This is a genomic window from Lacticaseibacillus sp. 22, assembly GCF_055413445.1.
This window is the reverse complement of record NZ_JBVAYD010000025.1, coordinates 13979-38661: the sequence shown is the minus strand read 5'-3', so window position 1 is coordinate 38661 and position 24683 is coordinate 13979. Positions and strand designations below refer to the sequence as shown.

Sequence of the window (24683 nt, the reverse complement as noted above, 5' to 3'; positions counted from 1 at the left end):
TTAGGGATATCAACTGAAAAATTTCATAGTGTTGCCAAATTAGAGGGCTGCTACGAAGCTTGAAGAAGAAAAACTGTTTCAAAAAAAGCTAGGTATCTTGTATGTCGTGATGGGTAAAAAAAGACCGAAGCAGTTTGTTTTTTCCAGATAACACTGTTATGATCAAGACAATCGTTGAGATAACACTGTTATTTTGAAAGGAGATGAGAGAATGGCCGACAGAAAAATCGATACAGACCAGCGAATTATGGAAAAAGCTATCAGCATGATTACGGAACATGGGGAAAAATCACTTTCATTACGAAAATTAGCAAAAGGAATCGGATTAACCACGGGTGCATTTTATACGCACTTCTCTACTAAAGAAGAATTACTTCAAGCGGTGACGGTTCTTTTATCACGTCAGGAACAATCACGGATGGCAAAGAAGCTGCAAACAGTTCGTGAACCCGAAGAACAACTGCTTACTGTTGCTTCGATTTTACTTCGACAATTTAAAAATGAACCCAATTTGATGCATTTTCTATTTTTCAATCCGATTGCGCGCAATGTCCTGAAAGTTGATAGCGGAGAGTTTGCATTTTACGATCAAATGATGCAAATGGTGGAAGCAGTGATTCAAAAACGTCACCTGAGCGTACAACCCAAAGATTTATTTATTCAGTTGTGGGCATTTATTCAAGGTTATGGTCTGTTACTTGATAGTGATGTAACAGAATACGATGCGGTATTGGTGCGCGAAACACTTCTGCGCTTATTGGAGGCATAAAAATGTCAAAATTTGCAATTGTTTACTGTCATCCATATGACAAAAGTTTCAACCACGCGATTTTGCTGGCAGTTTGTCAAAACTTATCGAATCGCGCTATTGGTTATACGATTCTAGATTTATACCATGACGGATTTCAGCCAACTTATGATCAAGAAGAACTAAGCTTATTTCATTCTGGGCAGACACACGATCCTCTCGTTAAAAAGTATTTGAATACCTTAAAGGAAGTCGATGGCCTTATCATTGTGACGCCGGTTTGGTGGAACGATATACCCGCGATGCTAAAAGGCTTTATCGATAAAGTTATGAAGGAAGGTCCGGGGTTAAGTCATGTGGTTACTAAGCGTGGTGTTAAGGGATTGCTCACCAATCTGAAGCATGTTTATGTACTAACAACGTCAACCTCGCCAACTTTTTACTTGCGCCTTTTTTGTGGCAATGCTTTGCAAGGGGTTTTTATAAAACATACTTTGAGACAACTCGGAATCAGGCGTGCTCATTGGCAGAACTTTGGTAATATCACGCATTCATCGCTAAAACAGCGCCAGAAATACTTGGAATACGTGACTGAGGAGACGATTAAATATTGAGTTTTACAAAAGACGGCTTAGCATTATCAATTTGACAAGTTCACTTAAAGCACTTTTTGAAACCACAACATCGATACTTAAAATAATTGCTTCCCAAAGTTTGTTGATTTTGTTATACTTGAACTTGTGTTTTGGAGAGTTGGCAGAGTGGTAATGCAACGGACTCGAAATCCGTCGAACCGGCTAATACCGGCGCGCAGGTTCAAATCCTGTACTCTCCTTATAAGATAAGTTCATTTTTATGCGTTACGCTGGGCTTAAGTCTGACGTAACGCTTTTTAATTTCTTACTTGATAAAATTACTTGTTAAGAAAATCAGAGTTACTAACCTTTGTATAAACAGGCGCTGTCTGTCGTGCAATGATTTCCGCAAACTTGTATAATACAGGTACTGCTAAAGCAAGGGATGATCGACACTTGAAAGTTTCCATTAAAAAAGTACCAGCACTTTATGATTTACTTTATGGTGTGTTTGCACTTGTCATGTTGATTGCGGCTGTCATTACGACATTGCCAAAGGGGTTTTCATTCACCGGCGTGGGAGCGACATTGATGTCTTGGGCGAACCATCTGTGGTGGCTGACAATTCCAGGTATTATTTTTCATCTATTATCGTATTTTTCCAGTCATAATCAGCGATTGTTGCTAGTCGGCAATCTTGTCGGGATCTGTGCGTTTATTGCTTTTATTTTAATTCCGAACTACAGTGTCTTTGCGCTAATCGGTTTGTTTGTTGCCATGGTGTTCGTGCTGGCAGGGGCGAATCGCGCTCAACGCATGCGTAAAGATTCGGAGGTGTCATGATGCCTTGGTTGAAGCATAAAAAGGATGACGAACCCGAAGTTGGCATTGGTGACCATGATTTCAGCCAGTTTGTCAAAAATGCTCGTCGTGATCCGCAACGATTTAAAGCGGTGCAATCCGTTTTTGATCGACTTAAGCGGAGTCCACGAAAAGATAACAAGCGTTCAATTAAACGTTAAGCTAAAGTCTTGCTGAGAAGCAGGACTTTTTTTGAGCGCGAGCCAGCCCGGTTTCTGGGCTGGCGCGCGCGTTATGGAGACGCTGCCAGCTTTCTGGCAATTGCTGACATGAAGGCCATCGTCACTTTTTGAGGCCATCTAAATGAAACTGATGTTATTGTGTTTTTATCTTACACACATGACATTTTTGTCACGAATTAAGAAAAATATAAAGACATCACAAATTATTGAGCGGTTTTAATTGATTCGGCATAATATGTTTAACGAAAAGGAGTGATGATTCGATGAAAAAAGTGGTTGGTGTAGTTGGCGTACTCGTGCTGATCGTTATTGGCTTTTTCGGCTATCAATATTGGAATGGTACGTACAATGGTGTTGAAGCTTATGCCTTGGTGACTGAGGGTAAGAAAGAGGCCTCGAAAAATGAAGATGGCTCACTTTACAAGGTCAATGGGAAGCAATACTACACCTATGAATACGAATTAAAATGGGTGACGAAGGATGGTCAGACTCGGAACTTAGGCTATTCATCTGAAGAATCAGCTAATCCCAAGGCTTTAACACCTGGCAGTTACGTGAAGGCCAAGGTAGCACAAAAACGGGTGCTGACAACACCTCAACCGATTTCGAAGCAGGCACTTCCGCAAACAGTTAAGGCAAAATTAAAATAGATCCTTTGCGTCATAAAAGAGGCGGCCAAACTGCACTTTACATTGTGCAATTTTATCCGCCTCTCTTTTTATGCTTCAGTCGGTAATTTAAGTGCGCCGTCTTCAGCAAGCTTGCTTAAAATGCGATAAAGCAGCTCTTCGGAAAATTCGCGTGATTCTGCCAGCAAATAACTGTAAGTATCGGCAACACCGGGATCAGGTACCCTTGCCAGCCACTTTTGCAGTCGTTCATTGACTTTATCATCGGTGTAAAGTTCAGAAACCAGTGCGTCGGTTTGTTGGCTGATGAGTGCTCGCAATGCCAAGTTTTCTGCCATGTTCAGCTTCCTTTCTAATTGATTACTATTATACCTAGCCACAATTTTTAGGCAAAGCCTTTTCGCCTCTTTGCATTCGGCGGCACCTAGGCTAATATAATAAGCATGATATTACCTTGGTTAGAAACCCAGTCGACGCTAGATTCTGCGCGGCAACTGTTGGGCATGAAATTAAGTTTAGGCGCTTGTAGCGGTTTGATTGTTGAAACCGAAGCTTATCTTGGTGCGCGCGATCAGGCTGCCCACGCATTTAACCATCGCCATACCACGCGTAACCATAGCCTTTTTCTGGCGGCTGGTACCGTTTATGTTTATCGAATGCGACAATACTGCTTGTTGAACATTGTGACTCAGCCGGTTGATGTCCCAGAGTGTATTTTAATTCGGGCACTGGAACCGATCAGTGGACTGGCGACCATGCAGACTCGCCGCAAGCAAATAGGCATCGGCTTAACCAACGGACCGGGCAAATTATGCCAAGCACTAGCGATTGATAAGCAGCTCGACGGCACTGTGTTGAATCAGAGCGGGCTGAGCTTGGCACCGACTGATCATCGTCCCCGTAACATTGCCGTTGGACCGCGAATCGGTATTCCTAACAAGGAGCCGTGGACAAGCGCCCCACTGCGGTTTTACGTTGCTGGTAATCCGTTTGTTTCCAAAATACCGCGGCGTGATCAGGATTTAGAAATGAGAGGATGGCAATCATGAGCCAAATGAATATGTTAGATGCAATTGGTGACAAAATGGACCAATTAGATTTTGACGGCGATCTTAGCCTGAACTGGGATAAGGACGCGCATGTGATTGAACTCGAAATCACGATGACGGCTGAAAGTGAATCCGGCGTTGAAGTGGAAGACCAAACGGGAACAACCGTTGATGATGGCCCGGTTACCTATCAGGATGCCATTCTTTTTTATGACGAAACGCGGCTGCACGGTGCCGACTATGCAGATGATTATCTGGCTATTTTTGGATTTAACGGCAAAAAAGGGATTGACGTGGCGACTGTTAATGCTTTGTTCATTTATTTACAGGACCTGCTTGATGACGGGCAAAGCGACTTGATGGATTTCGTGGATGGCACTTCCGATGACGATACATTTGCCTTGAATTTCGATGAAGCGCGGTATGAAGCGATTTTGGCTGAACAGCCCGATGCCGATAATCGGATCTTTTTGCCGTATCCTAAGTATTAATCATTTTTACGAACGCAAAAAGATATTGATAGGTTAAAAAACGAAGCTAGCTTTTTATTTTAATTGTATTAGGAGACCATATGAATAACGATTGGACTGCATTGACAGTGACGACTTCCACTGAAGCGGTTGAAGCTGTGAGCAACATTTTGATGGAGGCCGGCGCGGTAGGCATTCAGATTAAGGATGCGGCCGACTTCAAAAAAGAGACGATTGATGCACATGGTACTTGGTTTGATCCGGCGACCATTCCGCATTTGGCAACCGGTGCACAGGTCATCGGCTATTTTGAACCAGCTACGTCATTAATTGAAAAGCGGGATCATCTTGCGTCACAAGTTAAAGCACTGGCGCAATTCGGATTGGATCCGGGTGCGGCAACAGTAACACTGGCTGACGTGCGCCAACAGGATTGGGCGGACGTTTGGAAAAAGTATTATCATCCGTTGCGTGTTTCGCGCTTCTTAACGATTGTGCCTAAATGGGAGCACTATACACCGCAGCAGCCTGATGAGTTGGTGTTGACACTGGATCCGGGAATGGCGTTTGGAACCGGCACTCACCCGACTACGCAATTAATGTTGTCACTACTGGAATCATTGGTACGCGGCGGCGAAACAATGATTGATGTCGGAACCGGTTCAGGCATCTTGGCTATTGCGGCTGAACGGTTGGGTGTCAGCCAGATCCTAGCAACCGATGTCGATGAGATTGCCGTCAAAAATGCCCAAGCTAACATTGCCTTAAATCCCGTTAGTCACATTACCGTGAAGGCTAACGATTTACTGCAAGGACTAACGGTTTCGGCTGACTTGATTGTCGCTAACATTTTGGCCGAAGTCTTAGTACCATTGATTCCGCAAGTACCGTCACGGCTAAACCCGCATGGCCATTTTTTGCTGGCAGGGATTATTGCCGAGAAGGCCGACTTGATTCGGCAAACGTTGCAGGATAATGGCTTTACCATTGCGCAACGCCGGGATGCAGTCGGTTGGGTAGCATTTGATGCGGTATTGAAAGCTTAACGATAACTTGTTTGCCAGCATAGAAAAGGGGAGCGTGCGTGCAGCGATTTTTTACCGAACATCTTTTACATAGCCAACAAACCGTCACATTGGAACCGGCGATTGCTAAACATGCGATTAAAGTGTTGCGTTATGATGTCGGTGCTGTTTTTGAATTGGCTGATCCTAAGCACCGGGTTTATCAGGCTAAGGTTCAGACAACCGATCCGCTGACGGTTGAGATTGGCCCGGAGATTACCAAAAATGTGGAGTTACCCATCGCGGTTGAGGTTGTTTGCGGCGTCAGCAAAGGCGATAAAGCTGAGTGGATTGTCCAAAAGGCGACGGAATTAGGCGCGGCCAAAATCGGCTTTTTCAATGCTCAATGGGGAACTGCTCGGTGGCCGGCTGAGCGGATTGCTAAAAAAATGGATCGGCTTGCAACGATCGCCCAAAATGCGGCTGAGCAAAGTCATCGTAATTTAGTCCCGGAAGTCACGATGTATGCTAAGCTGAGTGATGTAGGGGACGATGCAGCCGTTAAGTTAGTGGCTTATGAAGAAAGTGCCAAGAAAGGCGAACATGCAGCTTTGGTTTCGGCTTTAGTGCCGCATCCTGCTTCATTATGTGTTGTTTTTGGACCAGAAGGCGGCATATCGCCAGCTGAATTAGCCTTATTGCAAGCACGCGGGTTTACGCCAGCCGGTCTTGGCCCGCGGATCTTACGTACCGAAACGGCGCCGCTATATTTGCTTAGTGCCGTTTCGGTTCTCACTGAGCTTGCTTAAACTAAAACTGAATTGATTATAAAGGAGACTAGCGCTGATGAGTCGTGTCATGAATTGGGTTAAAGTACCTCGCAATAAGGTTGTTTGTTGGAGTGTACTTATAACTTTGATCTTCCCATGGGTATTTCCATTGTTCCATATTAGTACCGCCGTCCGGGTAGGGGTTCTGTTCATTTTAATTAACATGCTAAGCGCTTTGTGGATAGGCCGAACGATTCGACGGCATCATTTAAGCTGGTGGTGGCTGTTCGTCTTGCCAGTGCTGTTTACTTTAATGGTCTTTTTACGTTACAAATGGTATGCCTACTTCTTTGCACCGATTTATCTTCTGCTCGGCGTCTTGGCGATGGCAAAGGACTAGCATTTTGTCAGAGAATCGTTATAATTTAAGGGTAGTCTAAGAAAAGTTGTACCAAGCTGTGTATCAGTCTTCTTGCGCTGAGACTCAGCCATTATGCGCGAACTGACGCGATTAATGAAGCGTAACGAAGCGGCGATAAGCGTGTTGTCCCGATTAAGTCGGAACAGAACGTTTATCGCCCTTCTCATAATATCAGCGCAATATGCCGCTATGAGCGGAAAATTCAATACGACGCGATCACTGGCGAAGAAGTTGATTGGAAGGACTTCTACCCGCGCTGGCTCGCGCTCAGGAGGGGAATACCATGGCCGAAGAAGTTGAACTTACCCAGCCGGATGTCATGAAGTTGTGTAAAGCTTACATGAACCCTGAACACTTGGCATTCGTTGAAAAGGCCTATAAGTTTGCCGCTTATGTTCATAAAGATCAAGTTCGCAAGTCCGGCGAGCCTTATATTATTCATCCCATTCAGGTAGCGGGGATTCTTGCCGAATTAAAAATGGATCCTGAAACAGTGGCTTCCGGCTACCTGCATGACGTTGTGGAAGATACAAATATCACGCTGGGCGATATTGAAGAAGTGTTTGGCCATGATGTTGCGGTCATTGTTGATGGGGTGACGAAGCTTAGCAAAGTGACCTATGTTGCCCATAAGGATGAGCTAGCTGAAAACCATCGAAAAATGTTGCTGGCGATGGCAAAAGACTTACGTGTCATTATGGTGAAACTGGCAGACCGCCTACACAATATGCGCACACTTCAACATTTACGCCCGGATAAACAGCGGCGGATTGCCAATGAAACCCTGGAGATTTATGCGCCACTAGCCGACCGCTTAGGGATTAGCACCATCAAATGGGAACTTGAAGACCTATCGCTGCGTTATCTTAACCCGCAACAGTACTATCGAATTGCACACTTAATGAACAGTAAGCGCACCGAACGTGAAGCTTATATCCAAGAAGCAATCGAAGAAATCAAAAAGGCCTTAGCGGATCTGCATATTAAATATGAAATCTATGGCCGCCCAAAACACATCTATTCCATTTATAAAAAAATGCGCGACAAGCATAAACAGTTTGACGAACTGTATGATTTGTTGGCAATCCGGGTCATCACCGAAACGATTAAGGATTGCTATGCGGTTTTAGGTGCAATCCATACTAAGTGGAAGCCAATGCCAGGCCGGTTTAAGGATTACATTGCGATGCCGAAAGCCAACTTATATCAAAGTATTCATACGACCGTTATCGGACCGATGGGCAAGCCGCTAGAAGTCCAGATTCGTACCGAAGAAATGCATCACGTGGCTGAATACGGGGTTGCAGCACACTGGGCTTACAAAGAAGGCCAGACCAGTAAAGTCCAGTACGATAAAGCCGGCAAAAAATTGGATATCTTCCGCGAAATTCTTGAGCTACAGGATGAAAGTAGCGATGCCGCCGACTTCATGGAAAGTGTTAAAGGCGATATTTTCACCGATCGCGTTTACGTCTTTACCCCAAAAGGTGATGTCTACGAGCTTCCAAAAGGCAGTAATCCGCTTGATTTTGGCTATTTAATTCATACGGAAGTCGGCAATCATACTGTTGGCGCCAAAGTGAATGGCAAAATTGTGCCGCTTAATTACGTGTTAAAAAATGGCGACATCGTGGAAATGCTGACGGCTAGCGGCAGTGCGCCTAGCCGTGATTGGATCAAACTGGTGTACACCTCGCGCGCCCGTAACAAGATCAAGCGTTATTTTAAGCAGGCCGATAAAAGCGAAAACGCTGAAAAAGGCCGTGATATGCTTGAACATGAGCTACAAGAGGAAGGCTATGTACCAAAAGATTTTATGACCAAGGAAAACATGACCGGACTCATGCAGCGTCTGAACTTTCAAACCGAAGACGAATTAATGAGTTCGATTGGTTACGGGGAATATACGCCTAAAGTTATTGCTAACCGGCTAACCGAAAAGTTCCGTCATGCAAAGGCTGAAAAGGATCGTAAGGCCAAAGAAGCTGCCATTTTATCTAAGAACCAGAAAGTCACAACCGTTTCCAGTGAGAAACATCAGCCACAAACCCATTCCGAAGATGGTGTGGTGATTGAAGGTGTCGATAATCTGCTGGTTCATTTAGCAAAGTGCTGCATGCCTGTACCTGGGGATGCAATTGTCGGCTATGTGACGAAAGGCCGTGGGGTCACAGTTCATCGCGCGGATTGCCCAAATGTTCAAAGTTCACGGGAAATGTCGGGTCGTTTGATTGACGTTCGCTGGGAAAACGAAGCGGTACAAAAGCAGCTCTTTAATACGGATCTTGAAATTTACGGTTACAATCGCAGTGGGCTGTTAAATGATGTCTTACAGGTCCTTAATGCCCAAACTAAGGCCTTGAACAACATCAATGGCCGGGTTGATCACGATAAAATGGCTGATATCCACGTCAAAGTCGGCGTCCGCAACCTTGCCCATTTGGATAAATTAATGGATGCTGTTAAAAATGTTCCGGATATTTATGAAGTGAAGCGGGCAAATGGGTGATGACCGTTTTATTTAGACAGCACGGGTGATCAGAAAGACACAGATCTCAATGATCACGATCCGGTGCTGTCTTTTTATGCCAGCAGCATTCACAAACAAGATTTGATAAATAAAGGAGAAAAGTATATGCGCGCAGTGGTACAACGCAGCCTTGCAGCTAAAGTTACGATTGCCGGTCAGACAGTCGGTGCCATTGATCATGGGTTTGTGGTTTTACTTGGTGTCGGGCCTGAAGACACATCAGCAGATAGTGACTATCTCGCCGAAAAAATCAGTAAATTGCGGGTTTTCAGCGATGATGCCGGCAAAATGAACTTGGCACTAGCAGATGTCGGCGGGCAAGTCCTATCAATATCGCAATTCACACTGTATGCAGACACACGTCACGGTAATCGCCCCAGCTTTACGGGTGCTGCCAAGCCGGCTTTAGGGGAACAACTTTATGACGCCTTTAATGCCAAGCTTCGTGATTTAGGCGTGATGGTCGCAACTGGCGAATTTGGTGGCGATATGCAGGTGAGTCTTACTAATGATGGTCCGGTGACGATTTTATTTGATACGGAGGCGAAGTAATGTTAGTTAACGCAATTTGGGATTTTGACGGCACTTTGTATGATTCTTATCCCGGGATGATGAAGGCGTTAGCGGCGTTGGTAACGGCTAATGGCGGTCAGATTGAACCAAAGACGCTCTATCGCCAAGTGAAAGAAACATCAATCAAACAATTTTTAACCTGCTTTGGGCAACAAGTAGGTCGATCCGTTGCTGACTTAGAGGCGGATTATCATCAGCGGGCACGGGCGTATCTTCAGGATATTCATCCATATCCTGAAGCGCTGGCTGTATTGAAAGCCATCAAAGCTCAAGGTGGACACAATCTGCTTTTAACGCATCGTGATCGTAGTGCCTGGGAAATTTTGGCTCACGATCAAGCTGACACCTTATTTCTTGGCGGGGTGGATGCCGATTTGAAGTTACCGCGTAAGCCAGCACCTGATGCGATTCAATATTTACTTCGGCGCTTCCAACTCAATCCCGCGGTAACGGCGATGATAGGTGATCGCTCGCTTGATGTGGATGCCGGTATCAACGCTGATGTTAAAACGATCTACTTTAATGTGGACGGCCTCAATGCAGCACCACAGGCAGATTATCAAGTCGATCATTTAATTGAAATTCCGCCGTTGTTCCGCAAGTAAAAAATTCAAATAAAGAGCCGCTCAATCAGCAATTTTTCATGCCTGATTGAGCGGCTCTTTATATTCGATTTGCGCTTTTGCCGCGGCAAACTTTCCGCCGATTATTGATGATGACCGGCTTTAAAGTAAGCATTTAAACCGTTAACAATATCCGTCGCAATTTTAGATTGATATGTTGGGTTTTTAATATACTTAAAGTCTTTGTCGTTATTGATATAACCCATTTCATTCAGAATCGCCGGCTGTTTATTATCGCGCAGAACTTCATAGTTACCAAATGCAACCCCACGATTTTCTAGTGGTAAGTCATCAAAAGCGTTGTTAACCGCCTTAGCCAAGGCGAGATCCTTTTTGCTGCTGTAGTAGTAAGTGGTGAACCCGGAGGCTGAGTTTTTGGACGGGCTGGAGTCAAAATGGAAGGAGATAAACGCGTCGGCATGGGCATTGTTAGCGGTTGTCGGACGTGGCGCAAGGTCGACAAAGGTGTCAGTTGTCCGCGTCATGATAACGTTAGCACCGGCAGCCCGCAAAGCATTGGCAACGAGTTCGGCCGTTTTCAGGGTATAAGTTTTTTCGTAATCATGATTATTGTTAGCCGGCGCACCCGTGTCTGTACCACCATGTCCGGGATCCAGAACAATCGTGGCTTCGGATAGTTTCGTTGCCGCTTTTTGGGTTTGACCATTATTCGGGGCGGTGACGGTCCAGCTGGCAACATAACCCGATTTGCCATCAGGGGCAGTGACTTGATACCAATCGTCTTGTTGTTTGGTGACGGTCAATTCAGTGCCTTTATCGAGCTTTTCGACGGATGGAGCATTGATACCCGCCGCATTGCGCAAGTTAGTTATGGTATTGGTGGTAACTTTCAATGCGGCTCCGCTTTTGGCTTGCGTAAGATTGGCTTGGGCAGGTTGCGCCAGATTAGTTGTCTGACCAGTGAGCTGGACACTGCTGCTAGTGATCCATGCCGCCGTATTATTATAGGCAATCTGGGTCCAATCGCCTTCTTGATACACAACCTTGACACTATCACCGGCATTGAGCGTTCCTAACTGCTTGGCATCCTGGCTGGCATATTCGCGAACGTTAACCGGTTGATTCACCGTGGCAACTTTCGCACTCGTGGTCGCGGCTTCGCTTTGATCGACTAACCATGAAGCAACCCAACCGATTTTATTGCCGGCAAGGCGCACTTGATACCAGGAATTTTTGGAACCGATAATGGTCAATTCATTGCCGGATTTCACCTGACCCATGATGCCATATGCCAAGCCGGGACCTAGCCGAACATTGACGCTCTCGGCTTTGACTGTCATGTATTGGGTGTTGGCCATCACACTGGTTGTTGCGGCACCAACGCCAAACAATAGCGCCAATAAGATCACCAGCGGCCATTTCTTAAGTTGTCCGATATGTTTCATGACAAAGCCCCACCATTCTGAAAAATCGTTATGTTTATTATAGCAAACCCGCTGGCAAAAGGGTGGGGAAGAAAAGCGACCTGATGCTTAATTCGTAGTTTTCAAAGCGGTGGTAATGCGCTGACGGATCGCATCATGCTGGCTGGGCTCATATTGGTACTGGGGATCACCCCAATAACTCGGGTCATACAACCATACTGGCTTGGCCAAACGTTCCGGCGCCTCCGACTGGTAGCGCGGGAAGACATGGGCATGTAAAAAATGATCCGTATTGCCCAGAATGTCGTAATTGACGCGTAATGGTTCACACGCCGTCAAAATGCCATCGCCTAAAGTTGCCATGCTTTGCAAAAATAGACTTTGTTCTCTTTTAGACAGCTCATTTAAACTGCCGACTTCGCGTTTTGGCAGTAATACGCTGTAGCCCGGTAGAAACTGGACATCGCCAAAAACTGCAAAGCCGCCGGGAAGTTCGGCCATGACCATTGGATTTTGGCCATCCAAGGCCGCTTGAATGCGATCATCTTGCCACAAAACGCTCACTCCTCATCAAATACTCATGTTCTTACCCATAAAGTCAGCTTACACCTGCTGATTTTTGGAAACAATGACAATTGGGCTCTTTCACCACTAACAGCAGAAAATCAGACTTTGGTAGGAGCCTGGATTAGAACCTTTGAATGATGATAGGATTATTGTTAGATTATAATATTAGAGACAGGAGGTTGGTTCAATGAGATTATACATAGAAAACATTCATAAGCATTTCGGGAAAAAGCAGGTTTTAAATGGCATGACGGCAACGCTTGAGTCAGGTGGTGTTATCGGACTCATGGGCCCAAACGGAGCGGGAAAATCAACGTTGCTTAAAGTATTGACCACTCAGCTAAAACCCGATGCAGGTTCCATCCAACTTGATCATGTTGATGTGGTAGCCCATCCCGGAAAGTTACGCCAGGTATTGGGCTATTTGCCTCAACAAGTCCCTTACCAACCAAATGTGACCGCGTTGGATTACCTACGTTACATTGCGGCTTTAAAAGGCATTAAGCCCCAAGACGCTGATCAGCAGATAATAAATCTGTTTGCAACCCTGCATCTGGATCCCAAAAATCCGACGCGGCTGCGGGATTATTCCGGTGGTATGCGGCAACGAGTGGGATTGACCGCCAGTTTGCTAGGTGATCCCCAAATTATCATGGTTGATGAACCCACCGTGGGCTTAGATCCGGTCGAGCGGATTGCAGTACGTAACCTGTTAAGCACGTTGGCCCAAAATCGCATCGTCCTGATCGCAACCCACATCATTCAAGATGTCGAGGCCATTGCAAGTCGCCTGCTCATCGTCAAAGACGGCCAGTTTCAATTTCAGGGAACGCCAGCAGATTTTCTCCAAAAAGCCGCCGGACACGTTTGGGAGTATGTTCTCCCGCGTAGTGCTGCGTTGCCGAGTAGTCCTAATATCAGCAACATGCAAGAGCAAGCTGACGGCATTCATGTGCGGCAGATAGCTAAAACGGCGCCAGTCAGCGGTGCTCAAAATGTCACACCAAGTTTGGAAGACGCTACCTTAGCCAACTTTGAAGCTAAGGCGGTGACCGATGCATGATGCATATGATCTTAACCGACTATCGGCAACGTTCGCGCCAATTTTCTTTTCGGCTATTGGCAGTTTTCGCCGTGTTTTCGGCAGTGTTGCTTGCACCGCGGCAAACCGGGAGTTTTCGGGTTTTGGTTTTGGATCCGCATTACTTTGCTCAGGCGAATAACCCGACGTGGGCACCGGTCGGGGTTGTGGCGGTCTTGACGTTTTTCTTTCCCTTCATTGGCTTGGTACTGGCACGGCAAGGCATGAGTCAGGATCGGGAAAGCGGCATTTTGTCGGCTTTGTTAACCGGACCGTTTAAAAAAATCCGGTATGTCGCCGGAGAGTTTCTGACAAATTGCCTTTTGCTGCTAACGATCTTGGTTTTCGTGATGATGGGCACATTAGCTATGATGGTCATTCAATACCCTGGTCAAGGCCTTCACATAAGTCAATTTATCGCGACTTTTGCCATACTCATTCCCGGCGTAGGGTTGATCAGTGCCTTGGCTGTGATCAGTGAAACGATTCCCGGTTTACGCGGTCGGTTCGGTACAAGCATTTTGATTATGCTACTCTTCATCGGTTATGCCATGATGATTGAGGCAAAATGGTATGCACAAGTAATCGACTTTTCCGGCATCGTTTTGTTACAAGCATTATTCAAGCAATCGGCACTTGAATCGGGCCACCGTTTGACGAGCATGATGATTTTAGGGGGCAATGACCATCTGAGTCGTGCCGGTACCCATGATTTAGTCTTTCAGCCATTGACGTTAACCTCAACACAATGGTTATGTATCGGTGGTTCAGTCCTATTAAGTTTAATGCTGGTTGGTTTGGCTGGCTTATTCTTGGAGCGGCGGCCTTTAGCACGAAGAATGACTCACCAACGTTCTGCTTTACGGATAACTTTGCCTGAGGCGGATGCTAATGAGGCTATCTTTAATGCGGTTTCGATTCAGCACTTCAGTTGGCCGGCATTATGGCGTCAAGCAATGAAACAATTGCTGGCATCTCGTTCAGTCGGTTGGTGGTTGATTCTTGCTGGCTTATGGATCGCCAACTGGCTCGCACCGACCTCAAGTCTTCGGAGTACGCTTTTACCAATCACGTATTTATGGGCCTTATTATTTTTCAGCCAATTAGGATGGCCGGAACAGCGAAACGGTTTAGCTACCTGGCTGACGACCATCAATTTTGCCGAAAAGCGACATTTAAACGTGACATTGCTGGTAGCAGGCTGTTTTTCAATTCTGTTAGCGTTGCCGACCTGTATACGGCTTGGGGTCACGGCCTGGCCGTTGCTAAGTTGGGCGTTGATGTTACCCGTTGTGGCGATGTTGCTTGGGTTTGTTACCAAGACCGGACAGTGGACGCAATTGATCGTAACCGTGCTGTTGTTCTTTGTCGTCGCGGGTCTCAGCGGTATTTTACCAGTCGCAACCACAGCAACCGGTATTCTGACCGGTGTCGGCTATCTGATGATTGGCGCTGCAAGTTTGGTTGGGTTAGAGCTAGCTGTTTAGTCAGTAAGTTACGAAAAGCGTTCCTGCCCCGCTAGAAAAACTAAATGCATCACTTCAAAAATCTAGCCGTACGCCGTTGACAAAACTTTCTGCAAACCGTATGCTTTAACCAATAACTAAGACCTGTGACGGAGTAGGATAGATCAATTTTAAGCGACCCGGAGATGGTGAAAGCCGGGACCGATCGAAAAGACACTCCTGAGGTGATCAAGTTCCGGAACGCCACCGTTATGGCAAAGTAAAACACAAGGTGGTACCGTGTCCGCACCCTTCGAGCAATCGAGGGGTGCATTTTTTTAGAGCGCGAACAGGAGCGCTTAGAAACCGGAACATAAGTGGCCTTGAACCCAAATGGCTGGGTTTTAGCCATTTGGGTTCAAGGTCCTTATATGGAGGTTTCTGCGACTGTGAGCGCGTTTTCGCAGCAGTATCAGCGAATGTGTCATACATACTCGCCTGCCGAGCCCAACAAGCATCACAACGATCTACCACCAAGTTTCCGAACACCCTCAATCACCATCCATCACAGTCTTAAGACTACAGGAGGCACCTCATGAATTATCAACGTCCAAAAGGCACAGCCGATATTTTACCTGGCCAAAGTGAACGTTGGCAGCAGGTTGAAGCTGTTGCCCGCAAAATTTTTGCCCAATACCAGTACCGCGAAATCCGCACCCCGATTTTTGAAAATGTTGACGTTTTTTCGCGCAGTGTAGGCGATACCAGTGATATTGTGACCAAAGAAATGTACACCTTCGAAGACAAAGGCGATCGCATGATGGCATTGCGCCCAGAAGGTACTGCCGGCGTGGTTCGGGCCTATGTTGAAAACAAACTGTACGGACCTGAATACGCGAAGCCATACAAGGTCTACTATATGGGTCCGATGTTTCGCTATGAACGTCCGCAAAGTGGCCGCCAACGCCAATTCCATCAAATCGGCGTCGAAGCTTTTGGGAGTGATTCGCCGGTTTTAGATGCAGAAACACTAGCGTTAGCAAAACAGTTGCTAGAAGCGTTAGGCGCCAAACACCTTAAGTTTGTGATTAATTCTTTGGGCGATCCGGCAACGCGCAAGGCTTTTCATGCGGCATTGGTCGACTATCTGACGCCGTTTAAAGATGAACTTTCAGAAGATTCCAAAGTTCGGCTGGTTAAAAATCCGCTTCGTATTCTTGATAGCAAAGACAAACATGACCAGGAAATAGTAGCGGATGCGCCGTCGATTCTTGATTATTTGACTCCGGAAGCGCAACAGCATTTTGATCGGGTTAAAAGTCTGCTCACAGGTTTAGGCATTGAATTTGAAGTGGATGCGACAATGGTTCGCGGCTTGGATTATTACAATCACACCATTTTTGAAGTGATGTCGGATGATAAGGTCTTTGGCGGCGGGTATACCACGATCTTGGCAGGCGGACGGTATAACGGCTTGGTTGAGGAACTTGGCGGGCCGGAAACCCCCGGGATCGGATTTGCCATGGGGGTTGAGCGCTTGATGTTACTCATGCAAGGTGACCAGCAGCCGGTACAGCCGGATGCCTACATCGTCACCATCGACCAAGGTGCGGATCAGGAAGCTTTACAGATGTTAACCGCGCTTCGGCAACAAGGCTTTACAGGTGAGATGGATTACATGGGCCGTAAAGCCAAGGGACAGTTCAAAGCTGCCAACAAAGCCAACGCGAAATTAGTGTTGACGATCGGGGAAAGCGAACGAGAAGCGGGAACCGTGCAAGTTAAAAATATGGCGACCGGCCAGCAGAAGGCCTTTCCTCAAGCCGATGTATTGGCAGACTTTAGTAAAATTTATACACAAGTAACGGAGGCAAAATAATATGAGTAAACGCACCTGTTATGCCGGTGACGTCAATACCGACTATCTTGATCAGGAAGTCACACTAAAAGGATGGGTACAAAAGCGGCGCAGTTTAGGTAGCTTGATCTTTATTGACTTGCGTGACCGTGAAGGCATTGTTCAACTAGTCTTTTCCGAAGCAATTGATCGTGATGCACTGACAGTAGCTAATTCGGTACGTTCCGAATATGTCGTTGAAGTTCAAGGCGTCGTAAAAAAGCGTAAACCACAAGCGGTAAATCCGGAAATGAAGACCGGTGATATTGAAGTTGAAGTGCACGATATCACAATTTTGAACAAAGCCAAGACGCCGCCATTTTATATTGAAGACAACGTGGCCGTTACTGAAGAAACCAAGTTAAAGTATCGCTATCTTGATTTACGTCGCCCGGAAATGCAAAAGAACATTTTCACCCGCGCTCATATCATGCGGAGTGTGCATCACTATTTGGATGACAATGGTTTTATTGACGTCGAAACGCCGACTTTGACGGCTAGCACGCCAGAAGGGGCCCGGGACTATCTGGTGCCATCGCGGGTGTACCCAGGCAGTTTTTACGCCTTGCCGCAATCCCCACAGCTGTTCAAGCAATTATTGATGGGAGCCGGATTTGATCGGTATTATCAGATTGCGCGCTGCTTCCGTGATGAAGACTTGCGTGGCGATCGGCAACCGGAGTTTACGCAGATTGACCTTGAAACCAGCTTCCTTTCCGCTGAAGAAATTCAGGATATCACGGAAGGCTTAATCGCGCAGGTGATGCACGATGTTAAAGGGATTGACGTTGACTTACCGTTTCAGCGGATCACCTGGCAAGAAGCGATGGACAAGTATGGATCTGACAAGCCTGATTTGCGGTTTGACATGCAGATTCAAGATGTTTCTGATTTGGTGAAAGACTCAGACTTCAAGGTGTTTGCCGGAGCGGTTCAAAATGGCGGCCAGGTTCGCGCCATTGTATTGCCTGGCGGGGCAGCCAAGTATTCGCGCAAAATGATCGACGCCCAACAAGATTACATTAAACGTTTTGGTGCTAAGGGTCTGGCTTGGTTGAAGGTAACAGACGATGGCATTAGCGGACCGATTGCGAAGTTCTTTGGTGATGGCGCAGCATTAACTCAGGCTGTGGGTGCCCACACTGGCGATTTAGTCTTGTTTGTAGCCGATAAAGCAAAAGTCGTCGCTGATGCCTTGGGTTATCTCAGAACCCATTTTGGTCACGATCTCGGCTTGATTGATGAAAAGGAATTCCGATTCTGCTGGGTGGTTGACTGGCCGCTGTTTGAATATGATGAAGGCATTCAACGCTGGGTTCCGGCGCACCATCCATTTACGATGCCAAATGAAGAGGACGTGCATTTGCTCGACACCGATCCGCACGCGGCACATGCGCAAAGTTATGATATTGTACTGAATGGTTATGAACTAGGCGGTGGATCAATTCGTATTCACAACCGCGACATTCAGGAAAAAATGCTCAAGGCACTTGGCTTCACCCCTGAGCGTGCGCAAAAGAGTTTCGGCTTCCTGCTCAACGCGCTTGATTACGGTTTTCCGCCGCATGGTGGTTTGGCAATCGGGCTGGATCGGTTTACCATGTTGCTGACGGGTCGCGACAATATTCGTGATGTCATTGCCTTTCCGAAGAACAGTAAGGCCAGCGAACCAATGACAAGTGCACCATCTCCGGTAGCTGACATTCAGCTTAAAGATTTAGGGATTGAAGTTCGCCCTGATGTTGATCCGGAAAAAGAACACGAAGGCGACGAGAACCTAACCGAGTAAATGGATACTTTTAACGTCAAACAATTTAATTGCTGACAATCGAAACATCTCCGGCTATAATCAATAGTCGTGGAGGTGTTTTTTTATGTCTGATAAAATAAATCGGCCATCAAAAGCCGAATTGAAAAAACAGTTGTCACCAGAAGCTTACGCGGTGACGCAGGAAGCCGCAACGGAGCGCCCATTTACGGGGCAATATGACAACTTTTATGAAGATGGCATTTATGTAGATGTTGTGAGTGGTGAACCGCTGTTTTCGTCACAAGATAAATATGACGCCGGATGTGGCTGGCCCTCATTTACCAAACCCATTGCCAAATTGGCCGAGCATCGTGATCAAAGCTTTGGCATGGAACGGGTTGAGGTGCGAAGCCCGCAAGCCGCCTCGCACCTCGGTCACGTGTTTACGGATGGTCCGGCTGCAGAAGGTGGGTTACGCTACTGCATTAATTCAGCTGCACTGCGCTTTATTCCGGTGGCTAAGCTGGAAGAAGAAGGTTACGGTAAGTATCGGCAGTTATTTGATAAGTAAACTTTAATAATCAATAAAGCTTGTCTGAATAGTGAGGTCAAGTTCCGTCTGACTTTGCACCGATTCATTGGCGCATGCCAGAGCTTGGAATTTGTGTGTCGCTCAATGGTTAAGATTTTGGGCGTGGGCGGTTGCAAAACGGGGTCATAGTCGCGGGGACCGCACATAAGGACTTGGGACCAAGGCCTGCCTGATACTGCTGCGAAAACGCGCTCATAGTCACAGAATGGAGTAGCATTACCTGTCCGCCCTTGTTATACTTGATCACGATATGATTAATGGGTGACAGGGAGCGGTTTTGGTAATGGAAGAAATTGATCGGCTAATTCGTCGGCATCAAAATTGGTCGCGGTTGTCTGCGGCCTTTTTTTACAGCATTTGTGTGGCAGTTGCGCTGAACATGTTTTGGGAGCCGGGTGGCGTTTTTGCCAGTGGTATCACCGGCGCGGCTCAGCTTTTGGCAACGATTGTGCGTAAGTGGTTTAACTTTAATATCGCGTTACCGTTTTTTTCGCTGGCAACGACTGACTTGTTTTCAACTGGGACGTTACTGTTCTTCCTAAATGTGCCGCTGTTTGTGTTGGCATGGAAGGCCATTGGACACCGGTTTACCCTGTTCACTTTCTTGGCGGTCATCTTTTCAACCATTATGATTCGCGTACTAGGCGTTTTGACCCCTTTGACAAAAGACCCGATTGTCTGCGGAATTTTCGGTGCCGTTGTCAATGGCTTAGGGACGGGCTTTGCGTTACGTAATAATATTTCGACTGGCGGGATTGATATTCTCGGCATTGTATTGCGCAAACGGACCGGGCGCACAGTGGGAACGATTAATATTATGTTTAATGTTCTCATTATCTTTTTTGCCGGGTTCGTGAATGACTGGCCGCATGCTTTGTATTCAGCGCTGGCAATTTTTATTAATGGCCGAGTTATGGACTCGCTGTATACTCGCCAGCAGCGGTTGCAGGTCATGATCGTGACGGCGCGGCCAAAGCAGGTGGTGCGAGAAATTCAAGGCTCGTTAAGACGCGGCATTACGATTGTGCACGATGCAGAAGGCGCCTTTCATCACGAAGAAAAGACGATTCTTTTCACCATTATTTCCCGGGCCGAGATGTACGATTTGGAACAAGCGATGCGTCACAGTGATCCGTATGCGTTTGTTTCCATCACTGATTCAGTTAAAATACTTGGGCATTTTTACGAGCCTAAAACGGATTAGCGAACATACACAAGCTTGGAGTCGGCAAGATTTTTGCTGAAAACTCACTTTACTAGGCGGAATCAAAATAGTAATTGATTGTAAGCATGGCCGATGTTATACAGATCGGTTTGAATTCAAGGTTATCTTGATTAGGGAGGTCGTTTAATGTTAATCGGTGCCAACGTGAGTATGAAGGGCACGAAAATGTTGTTAGGCGCAGTTGAGGAAGCTGCAAGTTATGAGGCCAACACGCTGCAATTTTATACCGGTGCGCCCCAAAATACGCGCCGTAAGCCAACTAGCGAGATGAGAATTCCTGAAGGCTTGGCAGCGATGGCTAAAGATGATATTAGTCACCCGGTCATCCATGCTCCTTATATTGTGAATCTTGGGAACACTAAAAAGCCGGCCAACTTCGAATTTGCCGTTCAATTCATGCAAGAAGAAGTTGCCCGAGCTGATGCACTACATGCGTATACGATGCCGTTTCACCCCGGCGCGCATGTTGGTGCCGGTCCTGAAGCGGCGATTGCTCAAATTGTTAAGGGCTTAAATCGCATTATTGATCCTAACCAACATGTCACGATTGCGCTTGAAACCATGGCGGGAAAAGGCACTGAAATTGGCCGTTCATTTGAAGAGCTGGCCGCGATTATCGATGGCGTGACCTATAATGACAAGCTTCGGGTCACTTTTGACACCTGTCACACGAACGATGCCGGCTATGATGTAAAGGACGATTTTGATGGCGTGTTGAATGAATTTGATCACATCATCGGCATTGATCGGCTTAGCGTCATTCATGTTAATGACTCCAAGAACCCGCAAGGCAGCCATAAAGATCGCCATGCAAATATTGGCTTTGGCGCCATTGGCTTTGAGGCCTTAAATCGAATTGCGCACCATCCAGCACTTGAAAAGTTACCCAAGATACTCGAAACCCCGTATGTCGGCCCTGATAAAAAGCATCAGGTCCCACCATACGGGGCAGAAATTAAATGGCTTAAAACGGGTCATTTCCAACCAGAAGAATTACGCAAGTTGATGGCTTAATGCGTCTCGGTATTGTCGAATTCATCAAGACCCATATGCTCCAAAATCAAGGTTGCTGTTTCTTCAATTGATCGGTGTGCGGTGTTAATCACCATGCAGCCGATTTTTTTGTATAGATCTTCGGCAAATTTAAGCTCCTGATTAACCTGATCGCGGGCTGAATAGGCTGTGTCCGGATTCAAACCATATTGAATCATCCGCTGCCGCCGAAATTCCATTAGGACCGATGCATCAGTGGTTAACCCGACAATTTTTTTCGGATCAACCTGCCAGATTTCTTCGGGAATGTGGGCATTGGGAACCAAGGGCAAATTGGCGACTTTCAAGTTACGATTGGCCAAGAATAAGGAAAGCGGGGTTTTGCTTGTCCGCGAAACCCCCAGCAATACAATATCGGCTTCCAGAAAACCCTTGGGATCTTTACCATCATCATACAAAACGGCAAATTCCATCGCCGATATACGATCGAAATAACGCTCATTAAGATCATGGACGGCGCCGGGAACATGGTTAGGTTCTTCATGCGTAATCGACTTAATGCCGCTCAAAATCGGTGACATTACGTCAATCGCAATGACCCCTTGATCTTTAGCATAATGCGTTGCTAGTTGGGCAAAACCGTCTGTAACAAACGTCATGATTGCCAATGCATTTTCCTTCTTGGCTTCATCAATGGCGCTATAGATCTTCTCTTTGGTGTGGATAAAAGGAAAACGGACATAATGTGCTTCAAATTCGGGAAACTGGGCCGCAACGGCTTGGGCAAGTCGCAACCCGGTTTCACCAACCGAATCTGACATAATATATAAATTCAGTTCTTGGGTCATAATGCCACCTCGCTACCTTAGATAACGCTATCATAGCATAATTTATTTGTGAACGTGTAGCCAAGCCTATTAGGTAAGGACATAAACGCTTCGGTGCCATTTTATCGAAAAAGACGGCTCACCGGCGAAACTTAAGCAATAACATTGGTTGTTTATATAAAAATCTGAAATCGCTTATTGACGCGTGGTTAACAGTTTTGTATACTAATAAACGAACTATTGGCTATGATATCCGTCAGTGGTTACACAAGTGTCGGAGGGAGGGATATCACATGGCTAAGACAGTTGTTAAGAAAAACGAATCTCTCGATGACGCTCTTCGGCGCTTTAAGCGCACTGTATCCAAGTCGGGTACACTCGCTGAATACCGCAAGCGTGAATTCTACGAGAAGCCTAGCGTACGCCGCAAGCTGAAGTCAGAAGCAGCGCGTAAACGCAAGAAGTATTAATAAAGGACTTGGTGAATAGTGGCTTTAATGGATGAGCTTAATGCTCAGATGAAGCAAAGCATGTTAGCCAAGGACAAAGTGACGTTGAGCGTTGTCCGGATGTTGAAGACAGCCTTGGTCAATGAGAAGATCAAACTCGGCCACGACCTTTCGGAAGATGAAGAAAAAAGCGTTCTTGCAACTGAACTAAAGCAGCGCAAGGAAAGCGTTTCTGAATTTAAAAAAGGCGGTCGTTCTGATCTTGTTGAGGCAACCGAAGCTGAAATCAAGGTTGTGGAACGTTTTCTACCAGCCCAGTTGAGCAAAGATCAGGTCGCCGATATCGTTGATGCAACAATCAAAGAAGTCGGTGCAACTGGCAAGCAAGACTTTGGTAAGGTTATGAAGACGCTGATGCCCAAGGTCAAGGGCCAAGCTGATGGTGCACTTGTCAGCAGCGTGGTTAAAGAAAAACTTAGTTAACGACAAAGCCGGTGTTAGCACCGGCTTTTTTATTGTGTAACCATAGGCAATTCTGTCGAGAGTCCGGCGTGCAGATCAACTTTTGAAGTTTAGGCATTTGAGGCAATTTGAACCCTGTTGTTTAAAGCATGAATGGTTGTCGTTAGTAAAATTGCCAAGCAGTTTGACGCCAGTTTCAACCTAAACAAACAGGTTTAACAATTTTAAATGCAGCTTGATGTTGATGGTGTTGAAGCATCATGAGTCACCTTGTTCGATTACTAAGATAGAAAGCAAGAGCTGGCGGAGTGGTGGCGGGCTCAGTGGTGAAATTGGTCTTAAGCGGCTCCGCTTTAGACCAAGGCCGAGCTTCGAAACCGCGGTCTTTGCGGGTTCGAAGTCGTGCCCACCACGTTCCAGCCCAGTCACCGCGGAGCCAGCTCGGAGTAACGGAAATCACTTAATTAGAGTAGAACCGAGAAAAAGTTGACACTTACGTCCGTTTAAACGATTCTGACGCTACTTTAAAAATATGCTAAACTAAGACCATCATTCAATGCTTAAATTATTTGTTAGGGGGCCAATATTTGGCACAGGAAACCTCAGAGAAAATTTTCCGGTTTAGTAATCCTGATATGGCAATTAACCTAGTTGGGATTAATGACGCGAATTTAACGTTAATTGAAGAAGGCCTGAACGTCCGGATTTCGCCGTTTGGGGACGAATTACGCATCAGCGGCGAAACCGAAGCGGTCAGCTTGACACTACAGCTGCTTGAGGCGGCAACTAAGTTATTAGCACAAGGCATCAAACTGTCACCTCAGGATATTGCTAGTGCGGTTGCAATGGCAAAACGGGGTACACTCGAATATTTTGCGGATATGTATAGTGAGACCTTGTTACGCGACGCCAAGGGGCAACCGATTCGGATTAAGAATTTTGGCCAGCGTCAATATGTTGATGCCATCAAACACAACGATATTACTTTTGGCATTGGCCCAGCCGGTACCGGGAAAACTTTTCTCGCCGTGGTGATGGCAGTTGCAGCCATGAAGGCCGGCCAAGTCGAGCGGATTATTTTGACGCGTCCGGCCGTGGAAGCAGGCGAAAGTCTTGGCTTTCTCCCTGGTGATCTCAAGGAAAAGGTTGATCCTTATTTGCGTCCGGTTTATGACGCTTTATATGCCGTTTTGGGGAAAGAACACACCGATCGCCTAATGGATCGCGGCGTCATCGAAATTGCGCCATTAGCGTATATGCGTGGTCGTACGTTGGACAATGCGTTTGCGATTTTGGATGAAGCCCAGAATACGACTCAGGCCCAGATGAAAATGTTTCTGACGCGCCTGGGCTTTGGCTCGAAAATGATTGTCAATGGTGATGTGACGCAAATTGACTTGCCGCATAATGCCAAAAGTGGCTTATTGCAAGCGGAACAGTTATTAAAAGGGATTAGTCATATTGCCTTCACGCAATTTTCCGCACAGGATGTTGTGCGCCACCCAGTTGTCGCCAAGATTATCGAAGCTTATGGCAAACATGATTTACAGCTGCAAAAGCAAACGAAGGAGTAAA

At 46.3% G+C, this 24683-nt stretch carries 27 protein-coding genes and 1 tRNA gene; 24 read left to right on the top strand and 4 right to left on the bottom strand.

Going from position 1 to position 24683, the window contains the following annotated elements:
* Window positions 1-211 precede the first annotated feature (211 nt).
* The 6 genes from ACWP87_RS10985 (at window position 212) to ACWP87_RS10960 (ending at window position 3016) form a co-directional block, all read left to right on the top strand.
* Window positions 212-769 (top strand): TetR/AcrR family transcriptional regulator, encoded by a 558-nt coding sequence (locus tag ACWP87_RS10985; RefSeq protein ID WP_005687689.1) that lies wholly within the window; start codon window positions 212-214, stop codon window positions 767-769.
* Between the two features lie 2 nt (window positions 770-771).
* Window positions 772-1362 carry an NAD(P)H-dependent oxidoreductase gene (locus tag ACWP87_RS10980; RefSeq protein ID WP_005687688.1) on the top strand — a complete coding sequence of 197 codons (591 nt, stop codon included), beginning with the start codon at window positions 772-774 and terminating at the stop codon, window positions 1360-1362.
* 133 nt (window positions 1363-1495) lie between these two features.
* Window positions 1496-1583, top strand: a tRNA-Ser gene (locus ACWP87_RS10975).
* A 196-nt stretch (window positions 1584-1779) separates the two neighbouring features.
* The gene (locus ACWP87_RS10970) at window positions 1780-2166 is read left to right on the top strand and encodes a hypothetical protein (RefSeq protein ID WP_005687687.1); all 387 of its coding nucleotides are present in this window, start codon (window positions 1780-1782) and stop codon (window positions 2164-2166) included.
* Window positions 2166-2345, top strand: a complete 180-nt coding sequence (locus tag ACWP87_RS10965; RefSeq protein ID WP_005687686.1) for a hypothetical protein — start codon at window positions 2166-2168, stop codon at window positions 2343-2345. Before ACWP87_RS10970 ends, ACWP87_RS10965 begins: the two co-directional genes overlap by 1 nt.
* A gap of 284 nt (window positions 2346-2629) precedes the next feature.
* The gene (locus ACWP87_RS10960) at window positions 2630-3016 is read left to right on the top strand and encodes a DUF1093 domain-containing protein (protein WP_005687685.1); all 387 of its coding nucleotides are present in this window, start codon (window positions 2630-2632) and stop codon (window positions 3014-3016) included.
* Window positions 3017-3084: 68 nt separating this feature from the next.
* Here the strand turns inward: ACWP87_RS10960 and ACWP87_RS10955 are convergent, their stop codons facing one another.
* Window positions 3085-3333, bottom strand: a complete 249-nt coding sequence (locus ACWP87_RS10955; protein WP_005687684.1) for a hypothetical protein — start codon at window positions 3331-3333, stop codon at window positions 3085-3087.
* A gap of 105 nt (window positions 3334-3438) precedes the next feature.
* On the opposite strand from ACWP87_RS10955, the gene ACWP87_RS10950 reads away from it, so the two are divergent.
* From ACWP87_RS10950 to ACWP87_RS10915, 8 genes are all read left to right on the top strand, one after another.
* Window positions 3439-4044, top strand: coding sequence for a DNA-3-methyladenine glycosylase (locus ACWP87_RS10950; protein WP_005687683.1), 606 nt, complete (start codon window positions 3439-3441; stop codon window positions 4042-4044).
* A complete protein-coding gene (locus tag ACWP87_RS10945; RefSeq protein WP_005687682.1) occupies window positions 4041-4535 on the top strand; it encodes a DUF3013 family protein in 495 nt (164 codons plus the stop codon). The genes ACWP87_RS10950 and ACWP87_RS10945 overlap by 4 nt, the downstream gene beginning before the upstream one ends.
* Before the next feature lie 80 nt (window positions 4536-4615).
* Window positions 4616-5560: a 50S ribosomal protein L11 methyltransferase gene (prmA, locus tag ACWP87_RS10940; protein WP_005687681.1), complete on the top strand. Its 945-nt coding sequence runs from the start codon at window positions 4616-4618 to the stop codon at window positions 5558-5560.
* A gap of 38 nt (window positions 5561-5598) precedes the next feature.
* A complete protein-coding gene (locus ACWP87_RS10935) occupies window positions 5599-6327 on the top strand; it encodes an RsmE family RNA methyltransferase (protein ID WP_014569694.1) in 729 nt (242 codons plus the stop codon).
* A gap of 37 nt (window positions 6328-6364) precedes the next feature.
* Complete coding sequence (locus tag ACWP87_RS10930) at window positions 6365-6688, top strand: hypothetical protein (protein WP_005687679.1); 324 nt, start codon at window positions 6365-6367, stop codon at window positions 6686-6688.
* Between the two features lie 304 nt (window positions 6689-6992).
* Window positions 6993-9218: a RelA/SpoT family protein gene (locus ACWP87_RS10925; protein ID WP_005687678.1), complete on the top strand. Its 2226-nt coding sequence runs from the start codon at window positions 6993-6995 to the stop codon at window positions 9216-9218.
* A 126-nt stretch (window positions 9219-9344) separates the two neighbouring features.
* Window positions 9345-9791 (top strand): D-aminoacyl-tRNA deacylase, encoded by a 447-nt coding sequence (gene dtd / locus ACWP87_RS10920; RefSeq protein WP_005687677.1) that lies wholly within the window; start codon window positions 9345-9347, stop codon window positions 9789-9791.
* On the top strand, window positions 9791-10417 hold the full coding sequence (locus ACWP87_RS10915; RefSeq protein WP_005687676.1) for an HAD hydrolase-like protein: 627 nt from the start codon (window positions 9791-9793) through the stop codon (window positions 10415-10417). The genes dtd and ACWP87_RS10915 overlap by 1 nt, the downstream gene beginning before the upstream one ends.
* Window positions 10418-10518: 101 nt before the next feature.
* Here the strand turns inward: ACWP87_RS10915 and ACWP87_RS10910 are convergent, their stop codons facing one another.
* Together ACWP87_RS10910 and ACWP87_RS10905 are read right to left on the bottom strand one after the other, a co-directional pair.
* Window positions 10519-11841 (bottom strand): N-acetylmuramoyl-L-alanine amidase, encoded by a 1323-nt coding sequence (locus ACWP87_RS10910; protein ID WP_005687675.1) that lies wholly within the window; start codon window positions 11839-11841, stop codon window positions 10519-10521.
* A gap of 87 nt (window positions 11842-11928) precedes the next feature.
* Complete coding sequence (locus ACWP87_RS10905; protein WP_005687674.1) at window positions 11929-12375, bottom strand: HIT family protein; 447 nt, start codon at window positions 12373-12375, stop codon at window positions 11929-11931.
* Between the two features lie 199 nt (window positions 12376-12574).
* Between ACWP87_RS10905 and ACWP87_RS10900 the strand changes: the two genes are divergently transcribed.
* The 7 genes from ACWP87_RS10900 (at window position 12575) to ACWP87_RS10870 (ending at window position 21391) form a co-directional block, all read left to right on the top strand.
* Window positions 12575-13450, top strand: coding sequence for an ATP-binding cassette domain-containing protein (locus tag ACWP87_RS10900; protein WP_005687673.1), 876 nt, complete (start codon window positions 12575-12577; stop codon window positions 13448-13450).
* The gene (locus tag ACWP87_RS10895; RefSeq protein ID WP_005687672.1) at window positions 13447-14955 is read left to right on the top strand and encodes an ABC transporter permease; all 1509 of its coding nucleotides are present in this window, start codon (window positions 13447-13449) and stop codon (window positions 14953-14955) included. The genes ACWP87_RS10900 and ACWP87_RS10895 overlap by 4 nt, the downstream gene beginning before the upstream one ends.
* A 553-nt stretch (window positions 14956-15508) precedes the next feature.
* Complete coding sequence (hisS, locus tag ACWP87_RS10890; RefSeq protein ID WP_014569692.1) at window positions 15509-16792, top strand: histidine--tRNA ligase; 1284 nt, start codon at window positions 15509-15511, stop codon at window positions 16790-16792.
* Window position 16793: 1 nt separating this feature from the next.
* Window positions 16794-18599 (top strand): aspartate--tRNA ligase, encoded by a 1806-nt coding sequence (aspS, locus tag ACWP87_RS10885; RefSeq protein ID WP_005687670.1) that lies wholly within the window; start codon window positions 16794-16796, stop codon window positions 18597-18599.
* A gap of 85 nt (window positions 18600-18684) precedes the next feature.
* Entirely contained in the window at window positions 18685-19131 is a 447-nt protein-coding gene (msrB, locus tag ACWP87_RS10880) for a peptide-methionine (R)-S-oxide reductase MsrB (RefSeq protein WP_005687669.1), read from the top strand.
* A 304-nt stretch (window positions 19132-19435) separates the two neighbouring features.
* A complete protein-coding gene (locus tag ACWP87_RS10875; protein WP_005687668.1) occupies window positions 19436-20356 on the top strand; it encodes a YitT family protein in 921 nt (306 codons plus the stop codon).
* A 147-nt stretch (window positions 20357-20503) separates the two neighbouring features.
* Window positions 20504-21391: a deoxyribonuclease IV gene (locus ACWP87_RS10870; RefSeq protein ID WP_005687667.1), complete on the top strand. Its 888-nt coding sequence runs from the start codon at window positions 20504-20506 to the stop codon at window positions 21389-21391.
* Here the strand turns inward: ACWP87_RS10870 and ACWP87_RS10865 are convergent.
* The gene (locus ACWP87_RS10865; RefSeq protein WP_005687666.1) at window positions 21388-22218 is read right to left on the bottom strand and encodes a pyruvate, water dikinase regulatory protein; all 831 of its coding nucleotides are present in this window, start codon (window positions 22216-22218) and stop codon (window positions 21388-21390) included. The genes ACWP87_RS10870 and ACWP87_RS10865 overlap by 4 nt on opposite strands.
* A gap of 272 nt (window positions 22219-22490) precedes the next feature.
* Between ACWP87_RS10865 and rpsU the strand changes: the two genes are divergently transcribed.
* From rpsU to ACWP87_RS10850, 3 genes are all read left to right on the top strand, one after another.
* Entirely contained in the window at window positions 22491-22667 is a 177-nt protein-coding gene (gene rpsU / locus ACWP87_RS10860) for a 30S ribosomal protein S21 (protein WP_005687665.1), read from the top strand.
* 27 nt (window positions 22668-22694) lie between these two features.
* Window positions 22695-23129: a GatB/YqeY domain-containing protein gene (locus tag ACWP87_RS10855; protein WP_005687664.1), complete on the top strand. Its 435-nt coding sequence runs from the start codon at window positions 22695-22697 to the stop codon at window positions 23127-23129.
* 566 nt (window positions 23130-23695) lie between these two features.
* On the top strand, window positions 23696-24682 hold the full coding sequence (locus ACWP87_RS10850) for a PhoH family protein (RefSeq protein WP_005687663.1): 987 nt from the start codon (window positions 23696-23698) through the stop codon (window positions 24680-24682).
* The last annotated feature ends 1 nt before the right edge of the window (window position 24683 follow it).

Bases quoted from the DNA above. Each gene is read 5' to 3' on its own strand.
- ACWP87_RS10985 (WP_005687689.1), top strand. From the start codon at position 212: ATGGCCGACAGAAAAATCGATACAGACCAGCGAATTATGGAAAAAGCT.
- ACWP87_RS10980 (WP_005687688.1), top strand. From the start codon at position 772: ATGTCAAAATTTGCAATTGTTTACTGTCATCCATATGACAAAAGTTTC.
- ACWP87_RS10965 (WP_005687686.1), top strand. From the start codon at position 2,166: ATGCCTTGGTTGAAGCATAAAAAGGATGACGAACCCGAAGTTGGCATT.
- ACWP87_RS10960 (WP_005687685.1), top strand. From the start codon at position 2,630: ATGAAAAAAGTGGTTGGTGTAGTTGGCGTACTCGTGCTGATCGTTATT.
- ACWP87_RS10955 (WP_005687684.1), bottom strand. From the start codon at position 3,333: ATGGCAGAAAACTTGGCATTGCGAGCACTCATCAGCCAACAAACCGAC.
- ACWP87_RS10950 (WP_005687683.1), top strand. From the start codon at position 3,439: ATGATATTACCTTGGTTAGAAACCCAGTCGACGCTAGATTCTGCGCGG.
- ACWP87_RS10945 (WP_005687682.1), top strand. From the start codon at position 4,041: ATGAGCCAAATGAATATGTTAGATGCAATTGGTGACAAAATGGACCAA.
- prmA (WP_005687681.1), top strand. From the start codon at position 4,616: ATGAATAACGATTGGACTGCATTGACAGTGACGACTTCCACTGAAGCG.
- ACWP87_RS10930 (WP_005687679.1), top strand. From the start codon at position 6,365: ATGAGTCGTGTCATGAATTGGGTTAAAGTACCTCGCAATAAGGTTGTT.
- ACWP87_RS10925 (WP_005687678.1), top strand. From the start codon at position 6,993: ATGGCCGAAGAAGTTGAACTTACCCAGCCGGATGTCATGAAGTTGTGT.
- dtd (WP_005687677.1), top strand. From the start codon at position 9,345: ATGCGCGCAGTGGTACAACGCAGCCTTGCAGCTAAAGTTACGATTGCC.
- ACWP87_RS10915 (WP_005687676.1), top strand. From the start codon at position 9,791: ATGTTAGTTAACGCAATTTGGGATTTTGACGGCACTTTGTATGATTCT.
- ACWP87_RS10910 (WP_005687675.1), bottom strand. From the start codon at position 11,841: ATGAAACATATCGGACAACTTAAGAAATGGCCGCTGGTGATCTTATTG.
- ACWP87_RS10900 (WP_005687673.1), top strand. From the start codon at position 12,575: ATGAGATTATACATAGAAAACATTCATAAGCATTTCGGGAAAAAGCAG.
- ACWP87_RS10895 (WP_005687672.1), top strand. From the start codon at position 13,447: ATGATGCATATGATCTTAACCGACTATCGGCAACGTTCGCGCCAATTT.
- hisS (WP_014569692.1), top strand. From the start codon at position 15,509: ATGAATTATCAACGTCCAAAAGGCACAGCCGATATTTTACCTGGCCAA.
- aspS (WP_005687670.1), top strand. From the start codon at position 16,794: ATGAGTAAACGCACCTGTTATGCCGGTGACGTCAATACCGACTATCTT.
- msrB (WP_005687669.1), top strand. From the start codon at position 18,685: ATGTCTGATAAAATAAATCGGCCATCAAAAGCCGAATTGAAAAAACAG.
- ACWP87_RS10875 (WP_005687668.1), top strand. From the start codon at position 19,436: ATGGAAGAAATTGATCGGCTAATTCGTCGGCATCAAAATTGGTCGCGG.
- ACWP87_RS10870 (WP_005687667.1), top strand. From the start codon at position 20,504: ATGTTAATCGGTGCCAACGTGAGTATGAAGGGCACGAAAATGTTGTTA.
- ACWP87_RS10865 (WP_005687666.1), bottom strand. From the start codon at position 22,218: ATGACCCAAGAACTGAATTTATATATTATGTCAGATTCGGTTGGTGAA.
- rpsU (WP_005687665.1), top strand. From the start codon at position 22,491: ATGGCTAAGACAGTTGTTAAGAAAAACGAATCTCTCGATGACGCTCTT.
- ACWP87_RS10855 (WP_005687664.1), top strand. From the start codon at position 22,695: ATGGATGAGCTTAATGCTCAGATGAAGCAAAGCATGTTAGCCAAGGAC.